This window comes from Nocardiopsis moroccensis, assembly GCF_055763695.1.
Window position 1 is genome coordinate 2,949,235 of record NZ_CP199747.1, and the last position, 25,260, is coordinate 2,974,494.

18 protein-coding genes, 1 tRNA gene and 1 pseudogene are annotated in these 25,260 nt (G+C 68.1%); 8 read left to right on the forward strand and 12 right to left on the reverse strand.

Annotation, left to right across the window (positions count from 1 at the left end; genetic code table 11):
* Window positions 1–46 precede the first annotated feature (46 nt).
* From aepY to ACUKCB_RS13170, 8 genes are read right to left on the reverse strand one after another with little or no spacing between them, the layout of a single operon-like run.
* Entirely contained in the window at window positions 47–1,186 is a 1,140-nt protein-coding gene (gene aepY / locus ACUKCB_RS13135; RefSeq protein ID WP_473040767.1) for a phosphonopyruvate decarboxylase, read from the reverse strand.
* Complete coding sequence (locus ACUKCB_RS13140) at window positions 1,183–2,334, reverse strand: ketoacyl-ACP synthase III family protein (RefSeq protein ID WP_473040768.1); 1,152 nt, start codon at window positions 2,332–2,334, stop codon at window positions 1,183–1,185. Before ACUKCB_RS13140 ends, aepY begins: the two co-directional genes overlap by 4 nt.
* A complete protein-coding gene (locus ACUKCB_RS13145; RefSeq protein WP_473040769.1) occupies window positions 2,331–9,386 on the reverse strand; it encodes an acyltransferase domain-containing protein in 7,056 nt (2,351 codons plus the stop codon). The genes ACUKCB_RS13140 and ACUKCB_RS13145 overlap by 4 nt, the downstream gene beginning before the upstream one ends.
* Before the next feature lie 51 nt (window positions 9,387–9,437).
* Window positions 9,438–10,970, reverse strand: coding sequence for a 2,3-bisphosphoglycerate-independent phosphoglycerate mutase (gene gpmI, locus ACUKCB_RS13150; protein WP_473040770.1), 1,533 nt, complete (start codon window positions 10,968–10,970; stop codon window positions 9,438–9,440).
* On the reverse strand, window positions 10,970–12,289 hold the full coding sequence (gene aroA / locus ACUKCB_RS13155; RefSeq protein WP_473040771.1) for a 3-phosphoshikimate 1-carboxyvinyltransferase: 1,320 nt from the start codon (window positions 12,287–12,289) through the stop codon (window positions 10,970–10,972). The genes gpmI and aroA overlap by 1 nt, the downstream gene beginning before the upstream one ends.
* A 40-nt stretch (window positions 12,290–12,329) precedes the next feature.
* Complete coding sequence (locus tag ACUKCB_RS13160) at window positions 12,330–13,085, reverse strand: SDR family oxidoreductase (protein ID WP_473040772.1); 756 nt, start codon at window positions 13,083–13,085, stop codon at window positions 12,330–12,332.
* Window positions 13,086–13,114: 29 nt separating this feature from the next.
* On the reverse strand, window positions 13,115–13,579 hold the full coding sequence (locus ACUKCB_RS13165) for a hypothetical protein (protein WP_473040773.1): 465 nt from the start codon (window positions 13,577–13,579) through the stop codon (window positions 13,115–13,117).
* Window positions 13,576–14,319, reverse strand: coding sequence for a glutamine amidotransferase-related protein (locus ACUKCB_RS13170; protein WP_473040774.1), 744 nt, complete (start codon window positions 14,317–14,319; stop codon window positions 13,576–13,578). Before ACUKCB_RS13170 ends, ACUKCB_RS13165 begins: the two co-directional genes overlap by 4 nt.
* Before the next feature lie 436 nt (window positions 14,320–14,755).
* Here ACUKCB_RS13170 and ACUKCB_RS13175 point away from each other — a divergent pair, with 436 nt between their 5' ends.
* The 5 genes and pseudogenes from ACUKCB_RS13175 to ACUKCB_RS13195 all read left to right on the forward strand — a co-directional run bounded on the left by ACUKCB_RS13175 (window position 14,756) and on the right by ACUKCB_RS13195 (window position 18,611).
* A complete protein-coding gene (locus ACUKCB_RS13175) occupies window positions 14,756–15,571 on the forward strand; it encodes a maleylpyruvate isomerase family mycothiol-dependent enzyme (RefSeq protein WP_473040775.1) in 816 nt (271 codons plus the stop codon).
* A gap of 75 nt (window positions 15,572–15,646) precedes the next feature.
* Entirely contained in the window at window positions 15,647–16,825 is a 1,179-nt protein-coding gene (locus tag ACUKCB_RS13180) for an acyl-CoA dehydrogenase family protein (RefSeq protein WP_473040776.1), read from the forward strand.
* Window positions 16,826–17,197: 372 nt separating this feature from the next.
* A complete protein-coding gene (locus ACUKCB_RS13185; RefSeq protein ID WP_473040777.1) occupies window positions 17,198–17,551 on the forward strand; it encodes an ArsR/SmtB family transcription factor in 354 nt (117 codons plus the stop codon).
* Window positions 17,520–17,729, forward strand: a pseudogene (locus tag ACUKCB_RS13190) (hypothetical protein); the annotation flags it as partial. The gene ACUKCB_RS13185 and the pseudogene ACUKCB_RS13190, both read left to right, overlap by 32 nt.
* Window positions 17,730–17,972: 243 nt before the next feature.
* Window positions 17,973–18,611 (forward strand): arsenate reductase ArsC, encoded by a 639-nt coding sequence (locus ACUKCB_RS13195; protein ID WP_473040994.1) that lies wholly within the window; start codon window positions 17,973–17,975, stop codon window positions 18,609–18,611.
* Between the two features lie 368 nt (window positions 18,612–18,979).
* On the opposite strand, the gene ACUKCB_RS13200 is transcribed toward ACUKCB_RS13195, so the two are convergent.
* Window positions 18,980–19,729 (reverse strand): DUF2637 domain-containing protein, encoded by a 750-nt coding sequence (locus ACUKCB_RS13200; RefSeq protein ID WP_473040778.1) that lies wholly within the window; start codon window positions 19,727–19,729, stop codon window positions 18,980–18,982.
* Between the two features lie 162 nt (window positions 19,730–19,891).
* On the opposite strand from ACUKCB_RS13200, the gene ACUKCB_RS13205 reads away from it, so the two are divergent.
* Window positions 19,892–19,978: transfer RNA gene (locus tag ACUKCB_RS13205), tRNA-OTHER, on the forward strand.
* Between the two features lie 295 nt (window positions 19,979–20,273).
* Here ACUKCB_RS13205 and ACUKCB_RS13210 read toward each other — a convergent pair.
* Window positions 20,274–20,561 (reverse strand): hypothetical protein, encoded by a 288-nt coding sequence (locus ACUKCB_RS13210; protein ID WP_473040779.1) that lies wholly within the window; start codon window positions 20,559–20,561, stop codon window positions 20,274–20,276.
* A gap of 179 nt (window positions 20,562–20,740) precedes the next feature.
* On the opposite strand from ACUKCB_RS13210, the gene ACUKCB_RS13215 reads away from it, so the two are divergent.
* Window positions 20,741–21,805 (forward strand): helix-turn-helix transcriptional regulator, encoded by a 1,065-nt coding sequence (locus ACUKCB_RS13215; RefSeq protein ID WP_473040780.1) that lies wholly within the window; start codon window positions 20,741–20,743, stop codon window positions 21,803–21,805.
* Between the two features lie 124 nt (window positions 21,806–21,929).
* Entirely contained in the window at window positions 21,930–23,189 is a 1,260-nt protein-coding gene (locus ACUKCB_RS13220) for an NAD(P)/FAD-dependent oxidoreductase (RefSeq protein ID WP_473040781.1), read from the forward strand.
* 29 nt (window positions 23,190–23,218) lie between these two features.
* Here ACUKCB_RS13220 and ACUKCB_RS13225 read toward each other — a convergent pair whose 3' ends face one another.
* Both ACUKCB_RS13225 and ACUKCB_RS13230 read right to left on the reverse strand, forming a co-directional pair.
* Window positions 23,219–23,872, reverse strand: a complete 654-nt coding sequence (locus ACUKCB_RS13225) for a response regulator transcription factor (RefSeq protein WP_473040782.1) — start codon at window positions 23,870–23,872, stop codon at window positions 23,219–23,221.
* Entirely contained in the window at window positions 23,860–25,134 is a 1,275-nt protein-coding gene (locus ACUKCB_RS13230; RefSeq protein ID WP_473040783.1) for a sensor histidine kinase, read from the reverse strand. Before ACUKCB_RS13230 ends, ACUKCB_RS13225 begins: the two co-directional genes overlap by 13 nt.
* Between the last annotated feature and the right edge of the window lie 126 nt (window positions 25,135–25,260).

A 25,260-nucleotide genomic window follows, 5' to 3' on the forward strand; every position in this document is an offset into this window, starting at 1 on the left:
GGCTGACTCCGCCGCCACGGGTGGATGCTGCGGAAAAGGGGCACGGTTATACGGACTGGTCCGTTTCGGAGGGCAGATCCGGGGTGCTGAGGGCAGCGCTGAACCGGTCGCGCATCTCCTCGGGGCTGTGGGCGCTGGTCGCGCGCGGCGGCATCTGCCCGTCGCGGCTCCGGGTCGGGGCCAGGATCAGGTGGGGGCCGGGCGAGGTGTAGGCGGATGCCAGGCTCTCCTTGACCTCCCTCAGGGATTCGCACCGCTGCCACGTCCGATACCCGCTCGCCGCGGCCACCTTCTCCAGGAAGGTGGTGGCCGACGTCGTGGGTTGTCCCCCGGTGGATTCGTGGTTGCCGTTGTCCAGGACCACGTGCACGAGGTTGGGGGGAGCCTCCGCACCGATGACGGAGAACGCCCCCAGGTGCATCAGCGAGGCTCCGTCGCCGTCGAGCACGGTGACCGTCTGTTGGGGGGAACGCAGGGCGACGCCCAGGGCGATGGAGGAGGCGTGTCCCATGGAGCCCTGCATGTAGAAGTTGGCGGGTCGGTCGTCCACGCCGAACAGCTCCCGCCCGGTGTAACCGGTGGTCGCCACGATGGGGCCGCTCCCTGCGGCTTCGGTGACCAACCCGAGGACCTCGCGGCTGTCGAGCCGATCCGATCCGGGGGAGGCCGGGGCCGGGGCGGCCTTGCCGACCGCCCCCTTCTCCACGAGAACGAAGGGCGCGTTCCCCCGTTCCGTCTCCTCGGTGGCCTTGGCGATGATGTCGGTGAAGTCCTGCGGGCTCGCGTCGGCACGCAGGTACCAGTGGGGAAGGTCCAGCATGTCGATGAAGGGCTGGGTGAGGGGGCCCATGACCTCGTGCTGGGGTTCGTCGTCACGGGGGTCGGGCCATCCGCGCAGGCTCACGAAGGACAGGACCGGAATCCGGTAGGTCATGACCAACGAAGTCAGTGGGTTGACAAGATTGCCCAGCCCCGAGTTCTGGAGCATCACGTAGGAGCGGGTGCCGGCCAGGGCCGCACCCGTGGCGATCGCCAAGGCGTTGCCCTCGTTGGCCGCGGGCACGTAGGAGCCCGGTGTGCGGCCCAGGTGGGCGATGGGCCCACCGAAGAAGGAACAGGGAACGCCGCTGGCGAAGGTGAAGCCTTGGCGCGCCAGGTCGGCGCAGAACACGTCGGCGGGAATCATCGATTGCCGTTCTGGTCGTCGGATGCTGGCCGGAGGGAACCGTTCGTCAGACGGATCCGGGAGGGGTCGCGGGTCTTCTCGTTGACGGGTGGGGTCGTCCGGGTGCCGAGCGCGGCCCATGCGGGGCGCTCATCGATGCGTACGACAGCGCAGGTGATGGCGGTCCCCCCGCCGTGCGCGACCATCAGAACGTGGTCTCCCGGGCCCACCTGTCCGGTCTCCAGTAGATGGTTCAGGCCCACGAACTGGTCGTTGACGGTGATGTGGCCGAACTGACGTCCGTACTCGAGCAGACCCTTGTCGGAACTGACCCCCATGGGGTCCAGGATGGTCTTGAGGTAGCTCTCCAGCCCGGTGAAGACGTGGGTGACCCGGGTGACGTCCTCGGGGCCGATCCCTGCCTCGGCGAGTGTTCTCAGGGCGATCTCCGCCCGCAACTCCCCCTGCCGGCTGACGACTCCGTCCACGGTGGCGGCCAGATCGGCCCCGAAGGCGCCGAGCCTCTCCTGGAAGTCGACTTGGCGGCCGTTTCCCGAGGACGGCGGGAAGATGGGCTCGTTCCCCCTGTAGAGCTGTTCGAGGTCGGCTGTCGAACCCGAGGTGATCGACATCAGGCGGGCGAACCCTCCGCGCCGTGACAGCAGCACGGCGCTGGCCGAGTCACCGATGACGCCGTTCTGCAGGCCGAAGGCCCACCGGTTGAAATCCGGGGTGCCGACGTTGTCGGCACCGGTGAGCAGGGCCGATCCCCCCTCGGGGTCAGCCAGCAGACGGGAGGCCGCCAGTTCTGTCGCGCTGAGCAGGCCGGCGCAGGCCTGCCAGACCAGGAAGGAAGGGGCGTCCCGGTCGGTGACGTTGCGCAGAATGTAGTGCTGCGGCGACCAACCGATGGGGCCCTGGGGCCAACTGTGGGCGTGGACGTGGACGTCGATGTCCCAGGAGGGGAGCTGCGACCGGGAGACTGCCTGCCGTGCAGCCTGGATCGCCATGTCCGGGGCCGACGTATCCCCGGCCACGGCCGCGCCGGTCCAACCGAACCACTCGTAGTCGTCGGGATCGTACAGGCCCGACTCGACCGCTTCCCTGGCGGACATGACCTCGGGCAGGTAGCTGCCCAGACCAGCGATGTAGATTCCAGGCGTCTTCACAGGCCTGCCCTCTCTTCGGTGCTCGGACGGGAACCAGGGCCCTGGGTGATCTCGTGGGCGATGGTGGTGATGGTGCCGCCCTTGAGGAGTTTGACCGCGGGCACTTGGGCGCCGAATTCGCGTTCGATTTGGCGGCGGAACTCCATGGCCATGAGGGAGTCCATGCCCATCTTGTTGAGGGGCAGATGGGGTTTGAGGCGTTCGGGCCGGGCTCCGAGGATGGCGGCGGCCATGGTCACGAGCTGTTCTTGGACCTGGTCGGCCGGGTCAGAGGTCCTCGTGACCGGGGCCGGTGCCGGTGCGGCGGGAGCTGCGGCGGGAGCGGCCGGGGACACGACGGGGGGCGCCTCCCCCACCGGCTCAGAACGGGCAGCGGTGGTTTTCGTGGTCTCCGCAGGGGTGTCCTGGGTGATCTCGTGGGCGATGGTGGTGATGGTGCCGCCCTTGAGGAGTTTGACCGCGGGCACTTGGGCGCCGAATTCGCGTTCGATTTGGCGGCGGAACTCCATGGCCATGAGGGAGTCCATGCCCATCTTGTTGAGGGGCAGATGGGGTTTGAGGCGTTCGGGCCGGGCTCCGAGGATGGCGGCGGCCATGGTCACGAGCTGTTCTTGGACCTGGTCGGCCGGGTCAGAGGTCCTCGTGACCGGGGCCGGTGCCGGTGCGGCGGGAGTTGCGGCGGGAGCGGCCGGGGACACGACGGGGGGCGCCTCCCCCACCGGCTCGGGGACGGTGTCCTGGCCCCGTCTGGTGTTCGGAGCCCGAGAGGGCCGGCGAACCTCTGTCTTCCCGGAAGAGGGAGAGCCTCCCCGCTGCGGGGGCGCGTACGCCACCAGTTCGCTCAGCGCGGGCACGGCTGCAGCGGCCGGGTAGGCCTGCGCCCAGCGCGGCCAGTCGGTGGGCAGCACCGCCACCTGCGTGAACCCGCGGGTCAGGATGTGCTCCAGGACCTTGAGCCCTTCACCGGGGCTGAACTGGGTCATGCCCTGAGGAGCCGCGGAGCGTCCGTCCTCGTGCTCCTTGCGGGCCATCATGCCGACCTCGTCCCAAAAGCCCCAGTCGACGGCTGTGGCGGGCACTCCCAAGGCCTTGCGGTGGTGGGCGAGCGCGTCCAGAAACGCGTTGCCGGCCGCGTAGGCGCCCAGCAGCGGTGAACCCAGCAGGGACGAACCGGAAGAGAACAGGACGAAGAAATCCAGAGGTTCGTCCCGAACAGCGTGGTGCAGGGACCAACCGCCGGACACCTTGGCACGCAGGACGTCCTCGACGTGTTCCGGAGTGCTCTCCCTGACCGCCGTGTACTCAATGGTTCCGGCGACGTGCAGGGCACCCCGCACGGCGGGCAGCCCGGCCGCCCTGCGTTCGTCGAGAACGGTGCGCAGAGCTCCGTGATCGGCGATGTCGAGCGCGGCGTACTCCACGTCGACGCCGCGTCCGCTGAGGTCCCGCAGGAACCGGAGCCTGTCGCCTTGCGGACCGTTGGGGAGGGGCGTGTCGGGTGCTGATGCCGCGAGCGGGGTGCGGCCGGTCACCAGCAGGTGCCGTGCGCCCCGGTCCACGAGCCACTGGCAGACCCGGGTTCCGATCCCTCCCAAGCCTCCGGTGATGAGATAGGTGCCCTCGGCGCTTACACGGAAGCCCTCGGAGGGTTTCGTGTTCTGGCCGCGGCCGAGGGGGGACGCCGGCGCCGGAGCGGGCTGTGTGTCAGGCAGAGGGAAACTGAGGACGATTCTGGCCGGGGAGCCCGAAGCCGCCGCTCGAAACGCCCGGGTGACCTGCTCGACGGGGAACTCCTGGTGTGAGGCAAGTGTCGGGCCCCCTTGGTCGATCAGGACGCACATAGCCTGGAGAAGCGCGTTCACGTCCTGGGGGGAGCGCTTGGCCATCCGCATGACGTCGATCCGATGAGCCGTGGCCCCTCGTTGGGAGAATTCGGTCGTATCCACCCCCGACGCGGCCACGTCCAGGTAGCGTCCCCCTGTCTTGATCAGCGACAGATCGCCGATCAAGGTCTCCGCTCCCAGCGTGTTGAGGATGACGTCGAACCCGTGTCCGTCCGTCTGGTTCCTCATCTCCGTGACGAAGCGCAGGGGCCTACGGTCGCTGACCGAGCGAGCGCCCATCTCCTTCAACAGGTCGTGCTGGTCGGGGTCACCAGTGGTGACGTGGACGTCGGCGCCGAGCCGGTGGGCGATCCGCAAGGCCATCTGTCCCACGGGCTCGGCCGCCTCGTGAATGAGTACGCGCTGGGAGCCTCGGAGACCGCCCACTTCCTGAAGGGCCTGGTAAGCGGTCAGGAACGCGTAGGGCAGGCAGGCCGCATGCGCGGCGATGACGGCCCGGGGACGATGGACGACCAGGCGGTGGTCGAGAGTGAGCGCGCCGGTCATGGTGCCTTCGGCCAGGGCGATGACGGAGTCCCCCACCGCGAAACCGTGCACACCTTCACCCACGGCCGAAACCGTGCCCGAGCACTCCACCCCCAGGACGGGCACCTTCTCCCCGTCGTCGGGGAGCATCCCCGACGCCCGGACCAGGTCGATCTCATTGACCGCCGCGTGGGACACGGCGATCGCCACCTGTCCCAGACCCGGCCGGCCCGGAGTTGCGGGAGCGAGGGAGACCTCCTCCAATCTGCCGGACCGGGAAGCCACGACGGCCTGCGGCCGGTCAGGAGCGGATCCGTCGAGTCGTGCGGTATCGGCGTCGTTGACCAGACGTGCTACGTAGCGGAGTCCACGGCGCACGGCGACCTGGTCCTCGGCCCCATCCGTGAGGAGTTCCTGGTGCAGCGTCTCCAGGGAGGAGTGTTCGTGGTCCACGTCGACCACCGTGGTCCGCCACTCGGGCTGTTCAACGGACAGGGTGCGCGCAAGTCCCCAAGCCAGGGCGGTGAAGGGACTGGAGACCACGTCCCCGGACGTGACCTGCTGGGAGTCGCGGGTGAGCACCCACAGACGCGGTCGTTCCTGCATCTGGACGGATCCCAGGGCCTGGACGAGGTGCGTGAGGCTGGTGCAGGACAGCAGCTGTGCCCGGCGGACCTCGGCGGAGGTGGTGTCCGTCGACACCCGTGCGTCCATGCCCCACATGTGGATGATCCCGTGCAGGGGCCCCTCAGCAGTGACTTCCTGCAGGAGCTTCTCCATGTCGGGCACGGAAGCGGGGTCGACGCGGTAACGGTCCGGCCCGTTGCTGCCGGAGCTCGCCGCAGCAGTGACCACCCATACCCGGTCGCCGTGTTCACGCAGCCGCTGGCCGAGAGTCCTGCCCGCGAAACCGCTGTCGGTCAACAGCAGCCAACGCCGAGGAGCCCCCGGGGAAGAGGGCGGCGCGGTCAGAGAACGCTGGTCCCACCGCAGCGAATGCAGCCACGACCGCGATTCCTGCCCGCTCGCGGTCACAGCGGGCGGTTCGTGTCGTGTCAGCGGCTCGGGGGCGCGACCGATCAGGTATTGCAGTCGGAGCCCCCACAGTTCGGCGACCACCTGTTCGTCGCTGTCGTAGACGGTGACGTCCCCGGTGAAGGAGTCGTCCCGGTCTGAGGCCAGGAGGCGGACGTGGCTCCACAGGTCCGCCCCCGGAGCACGGTAGAACCGCGCCTGGGCGATACCGCCCAGCACGAAGACACCGTCCTGACCGGGGACGACGTCGTGGCGAGCAGCAGCGAGCGAGTGCGCCGCAGCGTCGAGCAGGGCGGGATGGAAGTGGTGCCGGCCAAGGTCGTGGCGGATCGTGTCCGGGGAACGCAGTCGGGCCAGGGCTTCGCCGGATGTCCGCCAGACGTCGGTGACGGCCCTGAAGGCCCCTTCCCACTGGTTGCCCCGTGCGGCGTGCCAGGGATAGAAGTCGCTCCCGGGCTGGTGGTCGGTGCAGCGCTGACGGATATCTCGCAGCGGCTCACCGGAGGGGGCGCTGTCATGGAGCCGGTGGACCGCCGCCTCGGCGTGCAGCAGCCAGGGCTCCTGCGGCGCGGAACGAGTGTGGGCCCGGAAGAGGAACCCTGTGTCCGGCGTCTCTTCCAGCGTGACCCGCAGGTGAAGGTCCCTGGACTCCTCCAGGAAGGCGGCCTGTTGATAGCTGACGTCGGCGACGGTCACGGGCACCTGCCCCCAGACGCTGCGGGCGGCAGCGGTCGCCATCTCGATGTAGGCGGTGCCGGGCACGATGACGCTGCCCTGGACCTGGTGGTCGCGCAGATAGGGGTTGTCCGAGAGACCGATGTCGCTTTCCCAGGCATGGGTACCCGGAGCGGTGGTGGCGGGGGTGCCCAGGAGGGGGTGCGTATGCGCCGGAGCGGTCACCGCCGGTGGGGCCGCCTGGGTCGGGGGCGCCACCGGCGCCGCGGTTTGCTCTGTGGTCGGGGACTCCTCCAACCAGTACCTGTCCCTCTGCCACGGGTAGCGGGGAAGATCGATCACCGGCCTGCTGGGGGTGACGTTCGGCCAGGCGATCGACGTACCGGACGTGTAGAGAAGGGCCAGGGAGTTCAGCATCGCGGCCCGCTCGGGTTCGTGGCGGCGCAACGAGCCCAGAGCCGGCGCGGTCCGGGACCCATGGGCGGCGGTGTCCTCGATACCGCCGGTCAGAACAGGATGCGGACTGATCTCGATGAAGACGATGTCCTCTGCCGAGTCGAGCTCCGCGCGCACCGCTCCCACGAAGTCGACGGGTTCCCGGATGTTGCGGGCCCAGTACACGGCGTCGAGTTCCGAGCCGTCGATGTGTGCGTTGAGCAGGGTGGAACGGATCGGGATCTCCCCCGCCTGAGGGGTCAGGTCCTCCAGAGCTTGGAGCAGTTCGTCGGTGATGCCGTCCATCTGCGGGCTGTGGGAGGCGAAGTCGACATTGACCAGCCGGGCGAAGACGTCCCGCTCCTCCAGAGCGGTCATGATCGCGCCGATCGCGTCCGGGTCTCCCGACAGCAGGGTGGACGAAGGGCTGTTGGCCGCGGCGAGGGCCACCCGGTCCTCGTAACCGGAGATGGCCTGCTGCGCCTCTTGGGCCGACAGCTCGGTCCAGGCCATAGCGCCCTGGCCGCTGAGCCGCTTGGCGATACGGCTTCGTCGACAGATCACCGCGCCGGCATCGGCCAGGCTCAGGGCGCCCGAGACGTAGGCGGCTGCTGACTCTCCCATGCTGTGCCCGATGACCACGTCGGGTTCGACCCCCCAGGAACGCCACAGGGCGGCCAGGGAGACCTCCATCGCCCACAGGGTGGGTTGGATGACATCGAGCTCGGCGAAGCGGTCCTCCTCCCCCGAAGTGAGCAGATCCAACACAGACCAGCCGGTCTCGGTGTTGATGACCGAGTCGCAGGCGCGCATGGTCTCCAGGAAGACCGGCTCACGGTCGAGCAGTTCACGCCCCATACCGACCCATTGGGAACCCTGACCGGGAAAGACGAAGGCCACACGCGGCCCCGGAGCTTCGGCGTAGGCCGTGGCGGACAGGTCCGGAGCGGAGCCCTCCTTCACGTAGGAGCGCAGAGCCGCGGCCGCCTCGGCGCTGGCTTCCGCGACCAGGGCCAGCCGACTCCCGTGGTGGTTCCTGCGCACGGCGGCGCTGTGGCAGACGTCGGCCAGCGCCGGGGTGGCGTCCCCGACCTCCAACAGGTCGGCGTAGGAGGAGGCCAGATCACGCAGAGCCTCGGGGGAGGCGGCGGACAGGGGGAGGATCTGCGCTCCGGGGGGCGGCGGAGTCGCGGCAGGAGTGTCGGGCACACCCTGTAGGACGACATGGGCGTTGGCTCCGGTGAGCCCGAAGCTGCTGACACCGGCCAGTGGAGGACGGCCGCGGTCGCGGAGCGGGGTCACCTCCGTGGGAATACGGATGGGCAGCTCGTCCCAGGGCACCTTGGGGTTGGGTGCGTGGTAGTGCAGGTTGGGCGGTACCTGGCCGTGTTCGATGCTCAGCACCGCCTTGATGAGACCGGCCATGCCGGCGGCCGCCTCGGCGTGGCCGATATTGGTCTTGACCGAACCGACCAGGCAGGGGTCTTCTGTCGAGCGTCTTTGCAGCACCTCCTCGAAGACCTTGAGTTCGACGACGTCGCCGACACTGGTGCCGGTACCGTGCGCCTCCAGGTAGTCGATGGTGGAGGGATCGACACCGGCCTGGCGGTAGGCCCGCTCCAGGACGTCCTTCTGCCCGTCCACGCTGGGAGTGACCAGGTAGCCGCTGCCCTGACCGTCGTTGCCAATGGCGCTGCCGAGGATGACCGCGCGCACCCGATCGCCGTCGGCCCGGGCTCGGGACAGGGGTTTGAGTACCACGGTGCCGACGCCGTCGCTGCGGACGAAGCCGTCGGCGGAGGAGTCGCCGAACTTGCAGCGCCCGTCCCCCGCGAGCATGCCCGCCCCCGAGTAGACGGTGCCCTCCTCTGGCAACAGGATGAGGTTGGCGGCCCCGGCCACAGCCATGGAGCACTCTCCGGCACGGATGGCCTGGGCGGCCAGGTGCACTGCGGTCAGGGAGGACGAACAGGCCGTGTCGATGGTGACGCTGGGGCCGCGCAGGTCGAATGCGTAGGCCAGGCGCCCCGAGGTCATGGCGCGAGCCGCGGCGCCGATCAAACCGTAGAAGTCGAGTTCGTTCGGGCGTTGGTAGTGCTTGTGCCAGTAGTCCCCGCCCAGTTGGCCCACGAAGACGCCGGTGTCGGAGTGGGTGAGGTGGTCACGACTCTGTCCGGCGTCCTCGAAGGCCTCGAAGGTGGTTTCCAGCAGCATCCGGTGCTGAGGGTCCATCCGTGCCGCTTCACGGGGCGAGATCCCGAAGAATTCGGCGTCGAACTCGTCGACACCGTCGAGGAATCCTCCCCATCTACTGCTGGTGCGGCCGGGCGAGGAAGGGGCCGGTTCGAAAATCGCCTCGACGTCGTAGCGGTCCGCGGGGATCTCGGTGATGGCGTCCTTGCCCGCGCACAGCTCCTTCCAGAAGACGTCGATGTCAGGGGCACCGGGGAAACGGCCGGCCATACCGATGATGGCGATGGGCTCGGCCGTTTCTCTGCCGGCGGGAGAGGAATCCGTGGGGGGTGTGGTGGGAGGCATGGTGTCCTTCACGAGGCGGTCGTCACGGTCCGGGCGAGTCGGCCACGGGGGTCAGGCGAGCAGGAGTGAGGGAGAGCTCATCTGCGCTGGCGGGGTGATGCCGAGGAGTTCGCAGATGGTGGGTGCGACACTGGGGAGTGCCAAGTCCTCGGCGGGGGAAGCGGAGAGCTTCTCGTCCGTGGCCGGTACCAGTACGCAGGGCACGCGATTGAGGGTGTGGCCGCCGTAGGGGCGGGTGCCGCCGTCGGCGGTGTCCTTGAACATGCTTTCGCCGTTGCCGTGGTCACCCACCAGGAGCACCCAGCGTCCGCTCACACGTGCTTGGGCGCAGACATGTTCCACCGCCGCGTCGACGGCCTCGGCCGCTTTGACGGTCGCGTGGTAGTCACCGGTGTGGCCGACCACGTCGATGTTGGACAGGTTGGCGATCACCAGGGCCGTGTTCGGGTTCCTGGACGCTTCGGCGATGCTCCGGGCCACGTCGGCGACGTTCATCTGCGGGTGGTTCGTGTAGTCGGGTGCCTGGTCCGAGGTGATCTCGATGTGCTCCTCAACGGAGCTCCAGCCGGGGACACGGCCGTTGATGTAGAAGGTGACGTGCTCGAACTTCTCGTGTTCGGCGATGCGCACCGAACGCAGGCCGTGGTCGTGCAGGACGTCTGCGAGTCCTCCCGAGGCGTCGGTACGGGGAACGAGCGGCTCGACCTCGGCGCGGGTGTCGTACTCGGCCAGGCTGAGCAGACGAACACCACGCTCCTGTGCCGTGAGCCGTTCAGCGGTCATGTCGACCAGAGGGGCGATCCGGTCGCTACGGAAGTTGACGAACAGGATGGCGTCACCGTCCGCCACGGGGGACGGGCCAGCGCCTGTGGCGGTGACCACGGTGGGCGGGATCCAGCCGTCTCCGTGCTCCTGCGTCAGTTCCTCGGCCACTGAGGAGGCAGCCGCGGAGTTCGTGTGGCCCTCCCCTTCCAGAATCAGGTGGCAGGTCTGCCGGGTGAGATCGGCGTTACCGCTCTTGTCCATGGCGTAGTTGCGGCCGACCACGGTCACGACGCGGCCGACACCGGCCTTCTCAGCCGCAGTTTCCAGCCGGGCGAGGTATTCGCCGGCGGTTCGGTCGGGGACATCGCGGCCGTCGGTGATCGCATGCACGACCACGTCGGTCAGCGCGCTGTCCGCCGCGGCGTTCAGGAGTTCGACCAGGTGGGCCAGGTCGGAGTGGATCATGCCGTCCGAACACAACCCCACCAGGTGCAGGGTCCGGCCGGTGCGGGCCAGGTCAGCACAGACCTCGCGAAGCACGGGGTGGGACCGCAGCTCTCCGGAGTCCACGCTTCTTTGCACGAGCAGGCTGTCGTAGTCCAGGGGCCGCCCCGCACCGATCACCATGTGCCCGATCTCGGAGTTTCCGACGACTCCGTTCGGCAGTCCCACGGATCGCCCCGAGGCCTGGAGCGCCAGCCCCGGGAACTCGGTGTGGAGCCGGTCCAGAGTGGGCGTCGCAGCAGCGGATATGGCGTTGCCGGGACCGGGTTCCGCAGTACCCCACCCGTCGATGACCAGAAGGATTCCCGGGCGCATCAGACGTCGGCCCCCCGCAGCGCCTCGAGCCGCTCCCAGAAGGTGGGAAAGGACTTGGCCACGCATCCGGGCTCCCGGATGACCACATCAGGGGTGCGCAGACCGGCGATCGCGAAGCACATGGCGATGCGGTGGTCGTCGTAGGTTTCGATGACCGCGCCGTTCATCCGCGTACCGCCCTCGATGGTCATCGAGTCCTCGGTCGTGGTGACCGGAACCCCCATCTTGGACAGTTCCGTGCTCATGGCCTCGATGCGGTCGCATTCCTTCAGCCGCAGGTTGCCGATCCCGGTGATGCGTGTCGTGCCCTGCGCGTAGGCAGCGACGACGGCCAGGGTCGGGGCGACATCGGGCATGTTGGACATGTCGATGTCGATACCGCGCAGTTCGCCGCCCTCCAGGGTGATCCCTTCGGAGTCGCTCTGAGCACGGCAGCCCATGTCGGTGAAGGCCTGGACCAGGCCGACGTCGCCCTGGACGGAGTCGAGGGTGATGCCGGGGATCCGTACCCGGCCGCCGAGGATGGCCGCCGCGGCCAGAAAGTAGGACATGCCCGAGGCGTCGGGTTCCACGGTGATGGGCCCGCCCGTGTAGCGCTGACCGGCGCGGACGGTGAAGGAGTCGTATCCGTCCCGTTGGACCTCCACCCCGGTGCGGGCCATGGCCGCGAGGGTCATGTCCACGTAGGGCTTGGACAACAGGTCGTCGACCACGTTGAGGTGCACGTCGCGCTGCGCTCGGGGGGCACTGACGAGCAGGCTGGTCGTGAACTGGCTACTCACGGTCCCGTTGATGTCCGTACTTCCGCCATCGAGGGAGGGGCCCTCCACCATGATGGGCGGTGATCCGTTGCCCCGGAGCGCCTCAGCCTTGACACCGAGTCCGGGGAGGGCCTCCAGGAGGTGGGCCATGGGGCGTTCCCGCATACGTGCGCTACCGGTGAGCACCGTACGGCCCTGGGCGAGGGCGGTCAGGGTGATCAGCAGGCGGATGGGAGTCCCGGCGTTGACCATGTCCACCTCGTGCGAGGGTGCGGTCATGGGGCGGCCGTTGGGGGTGACGGTGATGGTGTTGGCGGCCTTGTCGATGTCGACGTCCACGTGGTCCAGGGCCCGCAGTGCCTCGGACAGCAGCAGGGTGTCCTGGGACAGCAGCGCGTTGTGCAGGACGGTGGGTTCCTCGCACAGCCCAGCGATCGCCAAGAAACGGTTGGTGTAGCTCTTGGAACCGAGGACTTCGACCGTGGCGTCGATCCCCTTCAAGGGTTCGACGGCCAGTTCGTCCAGTTCGAGGGGTGAGGGGCGCTCGGCAGTCGTCATTTCTTGGTCCTTGCTGTGCTGAGGCGGGATGGACGGACGTTCAGTGGGTACGCCGGTGCACCTTGTGCTGGGCGGCTTGGGCGAGAGGCCGCATGACGAGGAAGTCGATGTTGACGTGGGCGGGGCGGTCAACGGCCCAGGAGATGGTCTGGGCGACGTCGTCGGCGGACAGGGGGGCGTCGACACCCTGGTAGACGGCGTCGGCACTGTCCTGGTCCCCGCGGTAGCGGTTGAGGGAGAACTCCTCGGTCCGCACCATGCCGGGGGCGATCTCCACGACGCGGACCGGCTGGCCGCACAGCTCCAGGCGCAGCGTGGCCGCCAGGGAGTGTTCGCCGTGCTTGGCGGCGCTGTAGCCGCCCCCGCCCTCGTAGTTGGTGAAACCCGCGGTTGAGGTGACGAAGACGATGGTCCCCCCACCGTCGGTACTCAGTCGGGGAAGTAGGGCCTGCGTCAGGTTGAGCGCACCCAGCACGTTGGTCTCGTACATCGTGCGCCAGTCCTGGGGGTCGGCCTGGTCGATGCTCTCTGTGCCGATGGCGCCGCCAGCGTTGTTGACCAGCACGTCGCAGGTGCTCACCTCCTTGGCGAAGGCGTCGACCGAGCTGCGGTCGGTCACGTCCAGGCGGTGGGTACTCGCGCTGGCGCCGGTGGCGCGAATGCCGTCGGCGACGGCGTCGAGCCGGTCGAGGCGGCGGCCTGTGAGCACCACGTGATGCCCGTTCCGGGCCAGCTGCTGGGCTGTCGCGGCTCCTATACCGCTGCCGGCGCCGGTGATGACGGCCGTACGTGCCATGGGTGTACTCCTCGGGTCAGGTGAACGGTTCAGGAAGGAGGTGTGCTGAACAGCCCCAACCAGACGTAGGAGAGCGGTGCCAGGTGGCACGTGAGGGTTTCCTGGTCACGTCCTGAGGATGTGGCCTCTCCGCTGACGAACCTCAGTTCGTCGTGGGAGTGGTGTGCCATGTCCAGAAGGCGGGAGGGGACGAAGGTCAAGGGCTGGTCGCCGAGGTGGTACACACAGAGCATTTGGTTGTGCCGGTCTTCGCTGATCCGGATCAGGGCCCTTGCGGCGGACCAGGTCTCCAGCGTGCGGACGGTGCTCGTGGGGGAGAACAGCGACCGCAGCCTCACTGAGGACTGTGCGCACTCGGCCGCGGCTGGTGCCTGGTCGGCGAGGCTTCCGGTCAGGGCGTAGTGGTAATGGGCGTTCAGATCGTCGCGGCTTCGACGCTGCTCGTCCGTGCGCTCGGCCAGGGACTTGGGGGCGGGGACGGCGTCGTGGCTCATCCGGCCGCGCCCGAGGCCGATTTCACGGTGGCATCGGTGTTGGCCATCTCGCGTCGGCCGGCATCGAGGAAAGCCGCGACGATCGGATGCAGGTCCTCCACCGTGGAGGACAGCTCCGGCTGGAACAGGCAGGCCATGAAGAAGGGGTGTCCGGCGATCTCCAGGGCGCGCGGGGCGTCTTTGGCGTCCCACGCGCTGAAGCGGACGTCGCCGCGACTGGCCTCGTCCAGGAACTCTTTGACCATGCCGTAGTCGCACTGCAGGATCTCGTCCACGTGGACCTGGTCGTCGTACAGGCCGGACAGCAGTGACCCCTCTCTCAGGGTGAGAGGAACTCGGTTGTCGTTGTCGGCGGTACAGGTGGGAGGGATGATCAAGGACTCGATCGGGTCCAGGTCGTCCTTGAGCTCCGCGGTCTCCTTCATCTTCAGCACGTTCTGGGCGTACTCCAGGACGGCGCTGTAGAAGCCGCCGCAGGTTCCGAGGAAGGGCTTGGTGGAGGTGCGGGCGTAGCGGATCGCCCGGTGGACACCCTGTTGCGAGTGGTACGGCGCTCCGGGCACGACCCAGATCGCGTCGTAGCTGGAGAAGTCGGTGGCGTCGGTGACCTGAGTGGTGGGCACCCACTGGGCGTCCACGTCCAGGGGCGGCATCAGGGTCTCGATGCGTGGGTGGGCCGGTTCGTCGTGGTTGTACTGGTCGCCGACCAAAGCGATCCGCAGGTTGCGTGCAGCGGTCATGCTCTCTCCAGGGTGAGGGAAACCAGGGTTCCACCCGAGGGCAGGGGTGGTCTGCGTTGGTTTGAGGGGCGTACCGGGCCAACGCATCGATCAATGTCGAATCGACGGAAACCTATGGGCTTCAGATGCGCGGAGTCCACACTTCGGCCGACTTCGGTCAATAAGCGATCGAACCTTCACAAACCGTGCTCGGCATGCATACAATTATTAACAGTATCTACTGTTGATACCTGCAACTGTTTGTCTGTTTGTGTTCTGCCGGGGCGAACTTCCGACCCGCCGGGCGGAGTGGGCCCGGCGCTCGGGGAGCGAGGAGCGGAGGACGGCACCAGGGCTTGACAGGGCGGGTGCCGGCGTGAATACGTATTGGGGGGCTCCGGCCGCATTCGCCCTTCAGTGACCGAGCTTCCTCCCCCTGCCATGGAAAGGCTCTCTCTTGAGCTGGAATTTTGCTGACCCCGCGAGTCGGAAGAACATCGACCGTGCCTGGAGAAAAGAATCTGATTCATTCCTCGAACTCATCTCGGAGAGGAGAATCTGGGATTCACCGACCGCTGCCGGGCACTGGAAGGTCAGTGATGTCGTCGCACACGCCGTAGACCTGACCAATGTCTATCTGGAAGCGTTCGAAGCTGCCAGAAAAAACGATTTTAAATCTGACCCCCTGGGAGTTGGGGCGATGGCATCGATGATGGACCAGGGGGCACGGAAGGTCCTGCGTGAATCAAGCCGAGAGGAAATTATCACCCGGCTCGGAGGAGACCTTCTGCGCATGCGGGAGGTCGTCGACGGGATCACGGACGACGAGTGGGCCACCCTCATGGTCCCGCACAAGTTCATGGGGCCCGTGCCGGCGGGCTTCTTCCCCGTCTGCCAGGTGCTCGACTATGCCGTGCACGGATGGGACATCCGTCAAGGGCTCGGCCAGGTGCACATCCTGGACGGGGACGTGGCCGACCTGCTTGCCCCCTTGTGCTTCACGCTGTGGCAGGCGACGTGTGAGCCGGACGGAGGTGAGCCCTTCGACATCGGTATCCGCATCACGTCCGGACGCAATGCCGGAGACACGCGTATCACCGTGAACGACAAGGGTCTGGATTTCCACCAGGAAAGCATCGAGGGCTTGAGTGAGACCATCGAGTTTGATCCAGCAAGCTTCGTCCTCACAGCTTTCGGTCGCATCAACGGGGGAACCGCCCGAGGCGACATTCGGAAGGTCAACCGGTTTCTCAGGATGTTCTTCCGTGTCTGAGGTTAAAAGTCGTCAGGCAGCGCTGACCGGGTCTGCGCCGTGGTGCTGTATCTTCGGGGAACAGGGAGTCAAGGCGTGAACCTGCCTCAGAGTGACATCTCGGCCAACGCGGTCGACAGAGCCAGAGATTTCGCAGAAAAAAACCTCGTACACCAACAGAACTACCTTGACTCGTTTGCCGAAGCCCCCCTCCCCCTCCACCGGGAATTCGGCCGGACGGGAATGAAGAACTGGTGGCTCCCCGAGGAGTACGGAGGGTTGGGGGTCGGGCTTCAGGAGAGTGTCGACATCGTCTCCGAGCTCGCCTATGGCGACGCGGGGACGGCCTTCACGCTGTTCATCTCCGCTCTGGGGACGACCATGGTGTCGCTCTATGGAAGCCAGCGGCTCAAGGATCGCTACCTGGGAGAGATGGGGCGCTCGGGCGGCTTCTGCGCCACTCTCGGTAGCGAACGCGAGGTCGGCAGTGACCTGACCAGAATCGCGACCACCGTGTCCCGTGAAGGCGACGAACTGGTCCTCAACGGAGAGAAGCTCTTCGCCACCAACGCCGGTTTCGCCGACTTCCTCGTCGTCGTCGCGTCCTCGGCCGAGGATCCGGACGACAAGGTCGCGGTCCTCGTCCCGCGCGACACGCCCGGGTTCCGCGTCATCCAGCGGTGGGAGATGATCGGCCTTCGCTCCTCGGGGACCTACGAGGCCTCGTTCGAGAACTGCCGTGTCCCAGCGGATCACGCCCTGCAGGGACCGGGCCTGCGTCTGCTCGAGGTGGGACTGAACTTCAGCCGTATCCTCATCGCCGCGACCGCCTTGGGGATGTCCCGCCGCATCAGGGACCTGTGCCTGGAGTACGCCGAGACCAAGTCCCTGAACGAGGCGTTCCTCATCGATCACCCCACCTTCACCGGGAAACTCGGGCAGATCGAGATGGAGATCGACGTCATGAGGAACCAGTGTATTGCGGCAGCCGCGGAGTTCGATGCTCTCTCCAGCGGCCCTGACGCGGCCTCGACCCTTCTTCTCCGTGGGACCTTGCGCTCGGCGATCGCGGCCAAGATGCTCTGCGGGCAGTACGGCTGGGGGATCGCCGGTGTGGGATCGGAGATGTTCGGTGGGATCGGCTACACGGCCCAGATGAACATAGGAAAACTTATGCGTGACATGAGATATGTGTCCATCGTGGAAGGCGGTGACGATGTTCTTCGTGAGCTCATGTTCAACCGCTATGTCCTGGCCGAGGTGAAGCGCCGATAGCCCGGACAGCCGTTCACGTGGGTTCGTGGAAAGACCACCGGAGCCAGCCTTCACTCTCCGCGACCGTGCCCGTTGGTTACCGAAGAGTTGTCTTCACGCTCTGGTAGTCGAGATCCCATAGTTGGCGGACAGGGTTTCCAGGGCGGATCAGGCTGAGTCTCGACCCGTCTCCCATCCGGGTGGACACCTGATTGTCCCTGATCCGCTGGCCAAGGGGCGGCGACGGGGCCATCCCGGGAGCTGTGGTAGACCCGCGGTGGCAAAGGGGGACAAAAAAGAGACCGAGCAGTCCTGCAGGGTTACGGAACGCGATCAAAGTTAGATTTGGGACGTGTAAGTTCTCCTGTGGCTTTTGAGGTTTAAACTACACATGTGAAGCAGGAAGATTTTTTGACCGCTCGGCAGGACGAAAAGCTTATGGGAGACGGTGGCAAGGACCTGGCCGTCCTGTCAACGAGCCCGGTTGCCGAGCTCGTCGCGGAGACACTGAAGGCGATGTCGACACCTGCCCGGCTCCAAGTGCTGGCGGTGCTGAGAGAGATACCCGGAGGCGAGGCATGTGTGAACGACCTCTCGGACGTGCTCGCATTGTCACAACCCACCGTCAGTCACCACCTCAAGGTCCTGGTGGAGGCCGACCTGCTGCAACGCGTCAAGCGGGGCAAGCGTGTGTGGTACTCCATCCGGAGCGACCGTGCCGAGCTGGTGCACGGTCTACTGGGCTGACGTAGGGGGGTGCGCCATCAGTACTCCAGTACCTTCGCTACCCGAAGCTACTGCCCAGCGCCTATCCGACCAACTGCGCGTTCTTGGTGACCCGGCCCGTATCAGGCTCCTGGCCCTGATCACAGCCGCCCCTGCCGAGGGTGCTCGCAGCGGGGAACTCGTGACCGCCGCCCACCTGCCCCAATCCGTGGTCAGCCATCATCTCAAGGCCCTGGGAGAAGCGGGGCTGGTTGTCTCCCAACGCGAAGCAGGACATGTCTACTACCAGTCTCCACCGGTCTCACGCAGACTTCTGAAGGCATTGGAAGGCCTGACCGGTGGAGCAGCGGGCTCTCTTGAGGTTGGGCAGGAGCTCCGAAGAGCACTGGACGAGATCGAGAGAGAGACACGTCTTCGCTCCGACGCTGAACCAACCCGCCCCGTGCCCTCCCTCCTGGACCCCGAACAGGTCCTGGAACGTGTCCAGGAGAGGCTGATCACGCGCTTCAGCGGGATCTTCAGCAGAGAAACGGTCAGGCGTTGCCTGCAGGACTCCTACGAGTTGCTGGCACGGAGTACCACCACGACCACCGATCTTCCCGTACTCACCGAACAGTTCTCCGCTGATCGGCTCTCTTCCATCGCGCGTAGCCAGGGCGGTCTACTCAAGACGACTCCGGATGTCCTCTTCGTGTGCGTGCACAACGCCGGGCGTTCACAGATGGCCGCTGGACTGCTTCGCCACCTGGCTGGCGACCGCGTCAACATCCGGTCCGCAGGCTCGACTCCCGCAACCGGGGTGAGCCCCAAGGTACGAGCCGCGATGGCCGAGATCGGTATCAGTATGAACAGCGAGTACCCCAAGCCCCTCACGGACGACATCGTCCACGCGGCCGACTTCGTCATCACCATGGGCTGTGGGGATGCTTGCCCCGTCTACCCGGGAAAGGTCTATCTCGACTGGGAGATCGAGGCTCCTGCCCGCCGTGCGCCTTCCGCGGTACGGATCATCCGCGACGACATCGAGGACCGGATCCGAAAAGAACTGCTTCCAAGGCTGCTCGCTTGGCCTTCCGCCTGAGCCTCACCAGAAGTTCCGAACGGTTGCTACCCCTCGCAGGGGCGATGAGGACCCGGATGATCGCGGCACCGGAGGACTGCACGCCCAGTTGCTACCCCTCGCAGGGGCGATGAGGACTCGTGTGTTGCCGGGAGTGAGCAGCCCCTCTGAGAGTTGCTACCCCTCGCAGGGGCGATGAGGACCCGACGGTAAAGCCACAGGCCAGATGACCTGTACACCAGTCAAATCAGATCGATTTTTCATCGGACCTCCGGTACTGCGCCTGACCCCGGCGAGCCGCTGAAAAACACCGGTAGACCTCTACCTGCTCCCAGCCAACGCAGACATCCTTCTGACTCAAGATATCGGTTTGGGACATCTCCCGGATCTCAGGCGGAGGAGAAGGAGGTCTCCCGGCCAGAGGGCCCGGCAGCCGGATCGACAGGAATCCGTCCTCGCTGTCCTCTCTGCTTGACCAATCGTCCCCAACGCTCCTTCCGGCCGAAGCGCACCGCTATCTCCTTCCCACTCGGCAGCTCCCCCGTTGTCCGCCACCGGTCCAACGCCCACTGCCATGCCCTCTCCTGGAACGGAGACAACGCAGCCTTCCCTTCAGCTTTCTCACTCTGTTCGGGTACAACCTCCAACCCGGGCCTCCTCAAGCCCTCCGCCCCTTCACTGCTCTGGACTTCTTGCGTCTGAGTCCCCGAAGAACACTCGCGGACTGCGGACGCACTGCGTACGCTGCGCGCGGCCGTGCGGAACTCCCTCATGAGCAACTCGTATGCACCGATCAGCGCGAACGACGGCCAGGCATGGATGATCCGCGACCAGGCGGTCGGGTCGGCGACAGCGACGTTCGCTGCCAAGGAGGCGGCCGAGCCGATGATCAACAGACCCCACGGCAAGAAACCGCCCTTGCGACCGTGGCGGGCATCGCTCAGCAGGGTCATGGAGGCGCCCACGATCATGCCGTCCACCGAGAGCGGGAACAGGGCTGCCCTCCATGACGGTTCGCCATGGCGCAGGGCGAGTTCGTACATATGGGAGTAGGACACCACCGCGGCGATGCCTGCGAGCATCAGAACGGCGACAATGGTCACCGTCCGTGACCAACGGAAGGACTCCATCACGATCACTTCTTTCGTGTGATCGAGAGACCTTCACAGCGATTGAGGCGCCGGGGTGGGTGGTGGGAGACGGCTGTCTCCCACCACCCACTGGGAGATTTTTGGGAGACGCGAACGTCCCCCAACGGCTCCCAACCACCGCGAAGATCCCTCAACGGAACCCTCTGAACTGGGCGAATGCTTGTTGACACAGGTCACGATGGCGCCTGAACTACCTCGACACGGTAGGGGTCACAGGTTCGAGTCCTGTATCGCCCACAAGCAGCACGAGAGGCCAGATCTTCGGATCTGGCCTCTCGTCGTTTCCCGGGTCTGCAGCGAAGACGCGGCCCAACCTCCTGTTCCGGGATGGCGTGCTCGCGCTCCCAGGCCGACATCAGGGTGTTCGGCTGCTCGACCATGCCCTGGGCCTGGGGCCGTGGCCGATGGCGCCCAGTTCTCCGCGTTCGTCGTCGTGCGGACACAGGCGCAGGGTGCGCTGTCCCCGGTCGCGGAGATGATGGCCGGGGTGCCCAGAATCGGCGCGGCTCCCTCCTTCCGCTCCCCACCGTGCTCAGGCGCTCTCGGCGGGTTCGAGGATCCTGGTCTCCGGGGTCCCGACCAGGGCCGGGGCGTTCTCGTTCGACGACCAGACCTTGTTCCGCAGGAAGCCGAGGAACGCCTCCGCCTCAGCGGTCGTGGAGAATTCCAGGTCGATCACGACGTACCCCGGGTCGTTGACCGGGCGCTGAATCCGGTGCCCGAGGACCCCTGACCGCTGCCGGAACCCGGCGAAGCGGTCGAAGGCCGTCTTCCAGAGAGTGAAGTCCGTGATGGCGTGTTCGATGTGCAGGGTCGGCATGACTACTGCTCCTCGGCCGGATCGTGTGTCACCTCGATTCTGGAACGGTCGGCGACGGTTTCCCATCCCAGGAGTCTGGGGTCCCGCAACGGACCGGCGACCGATGGGCAGCGGACCGGCGGCCGGGAGGCGGCACGGCCACCGGGGCGGGCGAGGCCGTCGCGGAGTAGCCTCGGAACATGGCCGGAACAGCGGCATGGGACCAGTCACGGGAGCGGGTCCGCCGCATCTGCGAGTCCGCGGGCGATGCGCGCGGTCTGCGGCTGCGGCTCCTGGAGGAGATCCGCCGCGTGGTGGACTTCGACGCCTACGCCTTCCTGCTGACCGATCCGGAGACGGCGGTCGGCTCCCTTCCGCTCGCGGACGTCCCCTGCCTGCGTGAGCTGCCCCGCCTGATCCGCCTGAAGTACCTCACCCCGGTCAACCGGTGGACGGCCCTGGACACGTCGGCGCCCGTCGCCCTGCTCCAGGAAGCGACCGGAGGCAACCCCTCGAACAGTCTCCTGTGGCGGGAGCTGCTCCGGGAGTACCGGATCGGCGACGTGGCCTCTTCGGTCTTCCGCGACCGGTTCGGTTGCTGGGGCTTCCTGGACCTGTGGCGCTCGAACGCCGCGCCCCGGTTCGGCCCGGCCGAAGCCCTCTATCTGACACGCATCGCCGGTGTGGTGACTGGTGCGCTGCGCCGTTGCCAGGCGAACACCTTCGTGACCCGTGATCCGCGTTCCCGGCGCCCGGGGCCCGTGGTGCTGCTGCTCTCCCACGACCTCCGCATACTCGGGCAGACCCCCGCGGCACACGAGTACCTGCGGGTGCTCGTCCCACCGGGCCGGAGGCGTGCGCCGATCCCGGCGAGTGCCTACAACGTGGCCGCCCAACTGCTGGCCCGCGAGGACGGCGTCGATCCTCATCCGGCTTCCGCACGGGTGCACCTGGCGGACGGACTCTGGCTGGTCCTGCGCGCGGCCAGGATCGGGGACTCTCGGCCCTCCGAGGAGCGGAACATCGCGGTCACCATCGAGGAGGCCTCTTCCGGAGAGCGCGTGGGGGTGTTCGCCAGGGCCTTCGGCCTCAGCGCCCGGGAGGCCGAGGTGCTGGGCCGCCTGGTGGCCGGAGACGACACCAGGGAGGTCGCGGGCCGGATGTTCCTGTCCGAGTACACGGTGCAGGACCATCTGAAGTCGGTGTTCGCGAAGACCGCCGTGCACAGCCGCCGCGCCCTGCTGGCACGCGCCCTGGGAGCCTGATCCGCGGAGCCGCACCGTCCGTCGGGCTCGGAGTCGCCTCGTCCGTGTTCGCGGGGACGACACCCCGGGCGCGCACGGGCGGTTCAACGGGGTGAGCGGCACCCTCCTGCTTAGGGTGGGCGGGATGAGCGAACTACCGCACAGCTGTGACGTCGTGATCGTGGGCGCCGGGGTGGCCGGCCTGGTGGCGGCGGCCGACCTCGTCGCCGCGGGGCTGGACGTGACCGTGCTGGAGGCCGGGGACGAGGTGGGCGGCCGGGTCCGCAGCAACGTGGTGGACGGTTACGTCCTCGACCGCGGTTTCCAGGTCCTCAACACCGCCTACCCGGCCGTGCGCCGCCGACTCGACCTCGACGCCCTGAACCTTCGCACCTTCCCCAAGGGCATGGCGGTGCGCACCGACCGGGGGCTGACCCGGCTGGTGGCCTCCCCCTCCGGCGCCCTCTCGTCCCTGTCCCTGCTCTCCGGCAGCCTCGTCCGGCCCTCGGACCTGTTCCGGCTCCTGGGCATGCTCGCCGAGAACACCCTGCTGCCCGCCGAGCGCCTCAAGGCGCGGCCCGAGACGGACACCATCACCGAACTTCGCCGACGCGGCCTGGGCAAACGCGCCGTGGACACCCTGGTCCGCCCCTTCCTGACGGGCGTCTTCCTCGACGAGAGCCTCGCGACCTCCAGCCGGGTCAACGACCTGGTCTGGCGCGCCTTCGCCCGGGGAAGCCTCACCGTCCCGGCCGCCGGTATGCGGGCCGTCCCGGAGCAGCTGGCCGAGCACGCCCACGGGGCGTCCATCGTGTTGGGGACCCCGGTGCGGGAAGTGGCGCCCGGGCGGGTCGACACCGAGGCCGGAAAGGTGCGGGCCCGCGCCGTCCTGGTGGCCACGGGCCCCGCACAGGCCCCACGGCTGCTCCCCGCGCTCGACGCCCCGAGCACCAACGCGACCACCACCTACTTCCACACGCGGCCGGTCCTCGCGGACGAGGACCCGCTCCTGCACGTCGACGGCCGTTCCGACCGGGGACGCACCCGCCTGTCCGGGGTCATGGTGATGACCGCCACCGCGCCCTCCTACGCGCCGCCCGGGCGGTCGCTCATCGCCTCGTCCGTGGTGGGCGCCCAACAGCCCGCCGAGGCCGACGTGCGCGCCGAGGCGGCCCGGGTCCTGGGCACCCACCCCGGGAACTGGGAGCACCTGCGCACCGTGCACGTCCCGGACGCCCTGCCCGCCGCTCCCCCGCCCAGGGGCGACCTGCGGCTCCCCGTGCGGTTGGGCGACGGGCTCTACGTGGCCGGGGACCACCGCGACACCCCCTCACTCCAGGGTGCGCTGGTCAGCGGGGAGCGGGCCGCCGCGGCGGTGTTGGCGGACCTCGCCGACGGTGCGTAGCCGCGCGGCGGCTCCGTCCGGACGCCCCGTCAGTGGGACGTGGCGTCCAGGTAGCGCAGGACCGCCGCCACCCGCCGGTCGGAGCGGTCGTCCGGGGCCAGACCGAGCTTGCCGAAGATGCTGCGGATGTGCTTGTGCACCGCCCCGTCCGTCACGGTCATCCGCTCGGCGATCGCCCCGTTCCCCAGCCCCTCGGCCATCAGGGCGAGCACGTCGCGCTCGCGGGGGCTGAGCCGGGAGAGCACGTCGTCGGCGCTCCTGCGGGCGAACAGTTGGGCGACGACCTCCGGGTCGATGGCGGTCTGCCCGTCCGCGACCCTGCGCAGGGTGTCGAGGAACTGCTCGACCCGGCCCACCCGCTCCTTGAGCAGGTAGCCGATCCCGGACGTGCCGGTCCTCATCAGCTCCGTGGCGAACGAGCGCTCGACGTAGGCGGACAGCACCAGGACCGGCAGGTCCGCGCGGACCCGGCGGGCGCGCGCCGCCGCCCGGATGCCCTCGTCGGTGTGGGTCGGGGGCATCCGCACGTCGATGACGGCGAGGTCGGGGCGGTGTTCGGCCACGGCCTCGACCAGGGCGTCGGCCTCACCGACGGCCGCGACGATCTCGAAGCCCTCGTCCCGCAGCAGCGCGGCCATCCCCTCCCGGAGCAGGGCGTCGTCCTCGGCGATCACGATGCGCACGGCAGCTCCACCCGGACGTCGGTCGGCCCGCCCTCGGGGCTGTGCACCGTGAGGACGCCGTCGTGCGCCTCCACCCGGCGCCGGATGCCGGACAGGCCGGTCCCGGCGTGTTCGGCCGCGCCGCCCCGTCCGTCGTCGTGGATGTGGACGTACAAGGTGTCCCCTTCTCTGTCGATCCGGATCCCGGCGCGTGCGGCCCCGCTGTGCCGGGTGATGTTGGTGACCGCCTCGGCGACGGTGAAGTAGGCCGTCGCCTCGGTGGCGGAGGCGAGGGGGCCGAGGTCCCCGGCCTCGACCGTGCAGGGGACCGAGCAGCCGGCGGCGAGCGCGCCCAGGGCCCCCTCCAGGCCGTGGGTCTCCAGCACCGGGGGCAGGATGCCGCGCACCAGTCCGCGCAGTTCGGACAGCGCGTCCTCGGCCGCGGTCTGCGCGCGCTCCAGCGCGTCCTCGGCCCGCTCCGGGTGTGTTCCCAGCGCCCGCCGCGCGGATCCCAGCTGGATGATGACGGAGACCAGGCGGCTCTGCGCACCGTCGTGCAGGGAGCGCTCGATCCGGCGCAGTTCACGGGTGTGCGACTGCAGGGCGGCGGCTCTGGTGACGGTGAGTTCGGTGATGCGTTCGTTGAGGACGGTCCGGGAGTGCGGGCCCAGCAGCCGCCGGCCCGGCCACGACTGGAGCCGGGCCAGGACCGGTTCGAACCCGAACATGATCGCTCCCCAGGCCACCCCCGACAGGCCGACGGCCAGGGCGGCGTACCAGTCGTGCACGGGGAAGCCGATGGAGGCCCCCGCCGTGTCCGGGGACAGCAGCCACCACCACAGGGGAAAGGTGCCGTCCCGGACCGCGAGCACCGGCAGTAGCACCCCGAGCAGCCCCGTCCCGAGTCCCAGGGTGGCGTGGCAGGCCAGCCAGGCGAGGTCGCGCCGGACCTGGGCGTCCCCGACCAGGGCGGTGAGCGCCCCGGCCACGGTGTCGGGGCCGGAGGCGGCGGTCGGCGGCGGCACCGGCGGCCCCCACCGGCTGAGGCGGTGGCGCTCCCGGTCGGCGACCGCCCGGAGCATGCGCAGGGCCGCGGGGAGGAGCAGCAGGCCGACACCGAGGAGGCAGGCGAGCAGGACCGCGGTGAGGGCGCCGAGGGTGAACAGCGCCATCAGGGCGGTGACCAGGCCGCCGGAGAGGCGTTCCAGGCTCAGGAACACGTTGTTGAACCCGGTCGCCGCCAGTTCCCGGAACGGCCTGGTGTCGTTGTCCTTGGGGGGCATGTCCACTTCGTCCTCGGGGGCGTGTCCGCTTCCCGGCCGGGGCGGGGTCGGCGAAACCCTACCGGCACGGGGTACCCCGGCGCAGGGACGGCCGGAAAGGGTGCGGCCCGCGGTACCCGGTGTCGT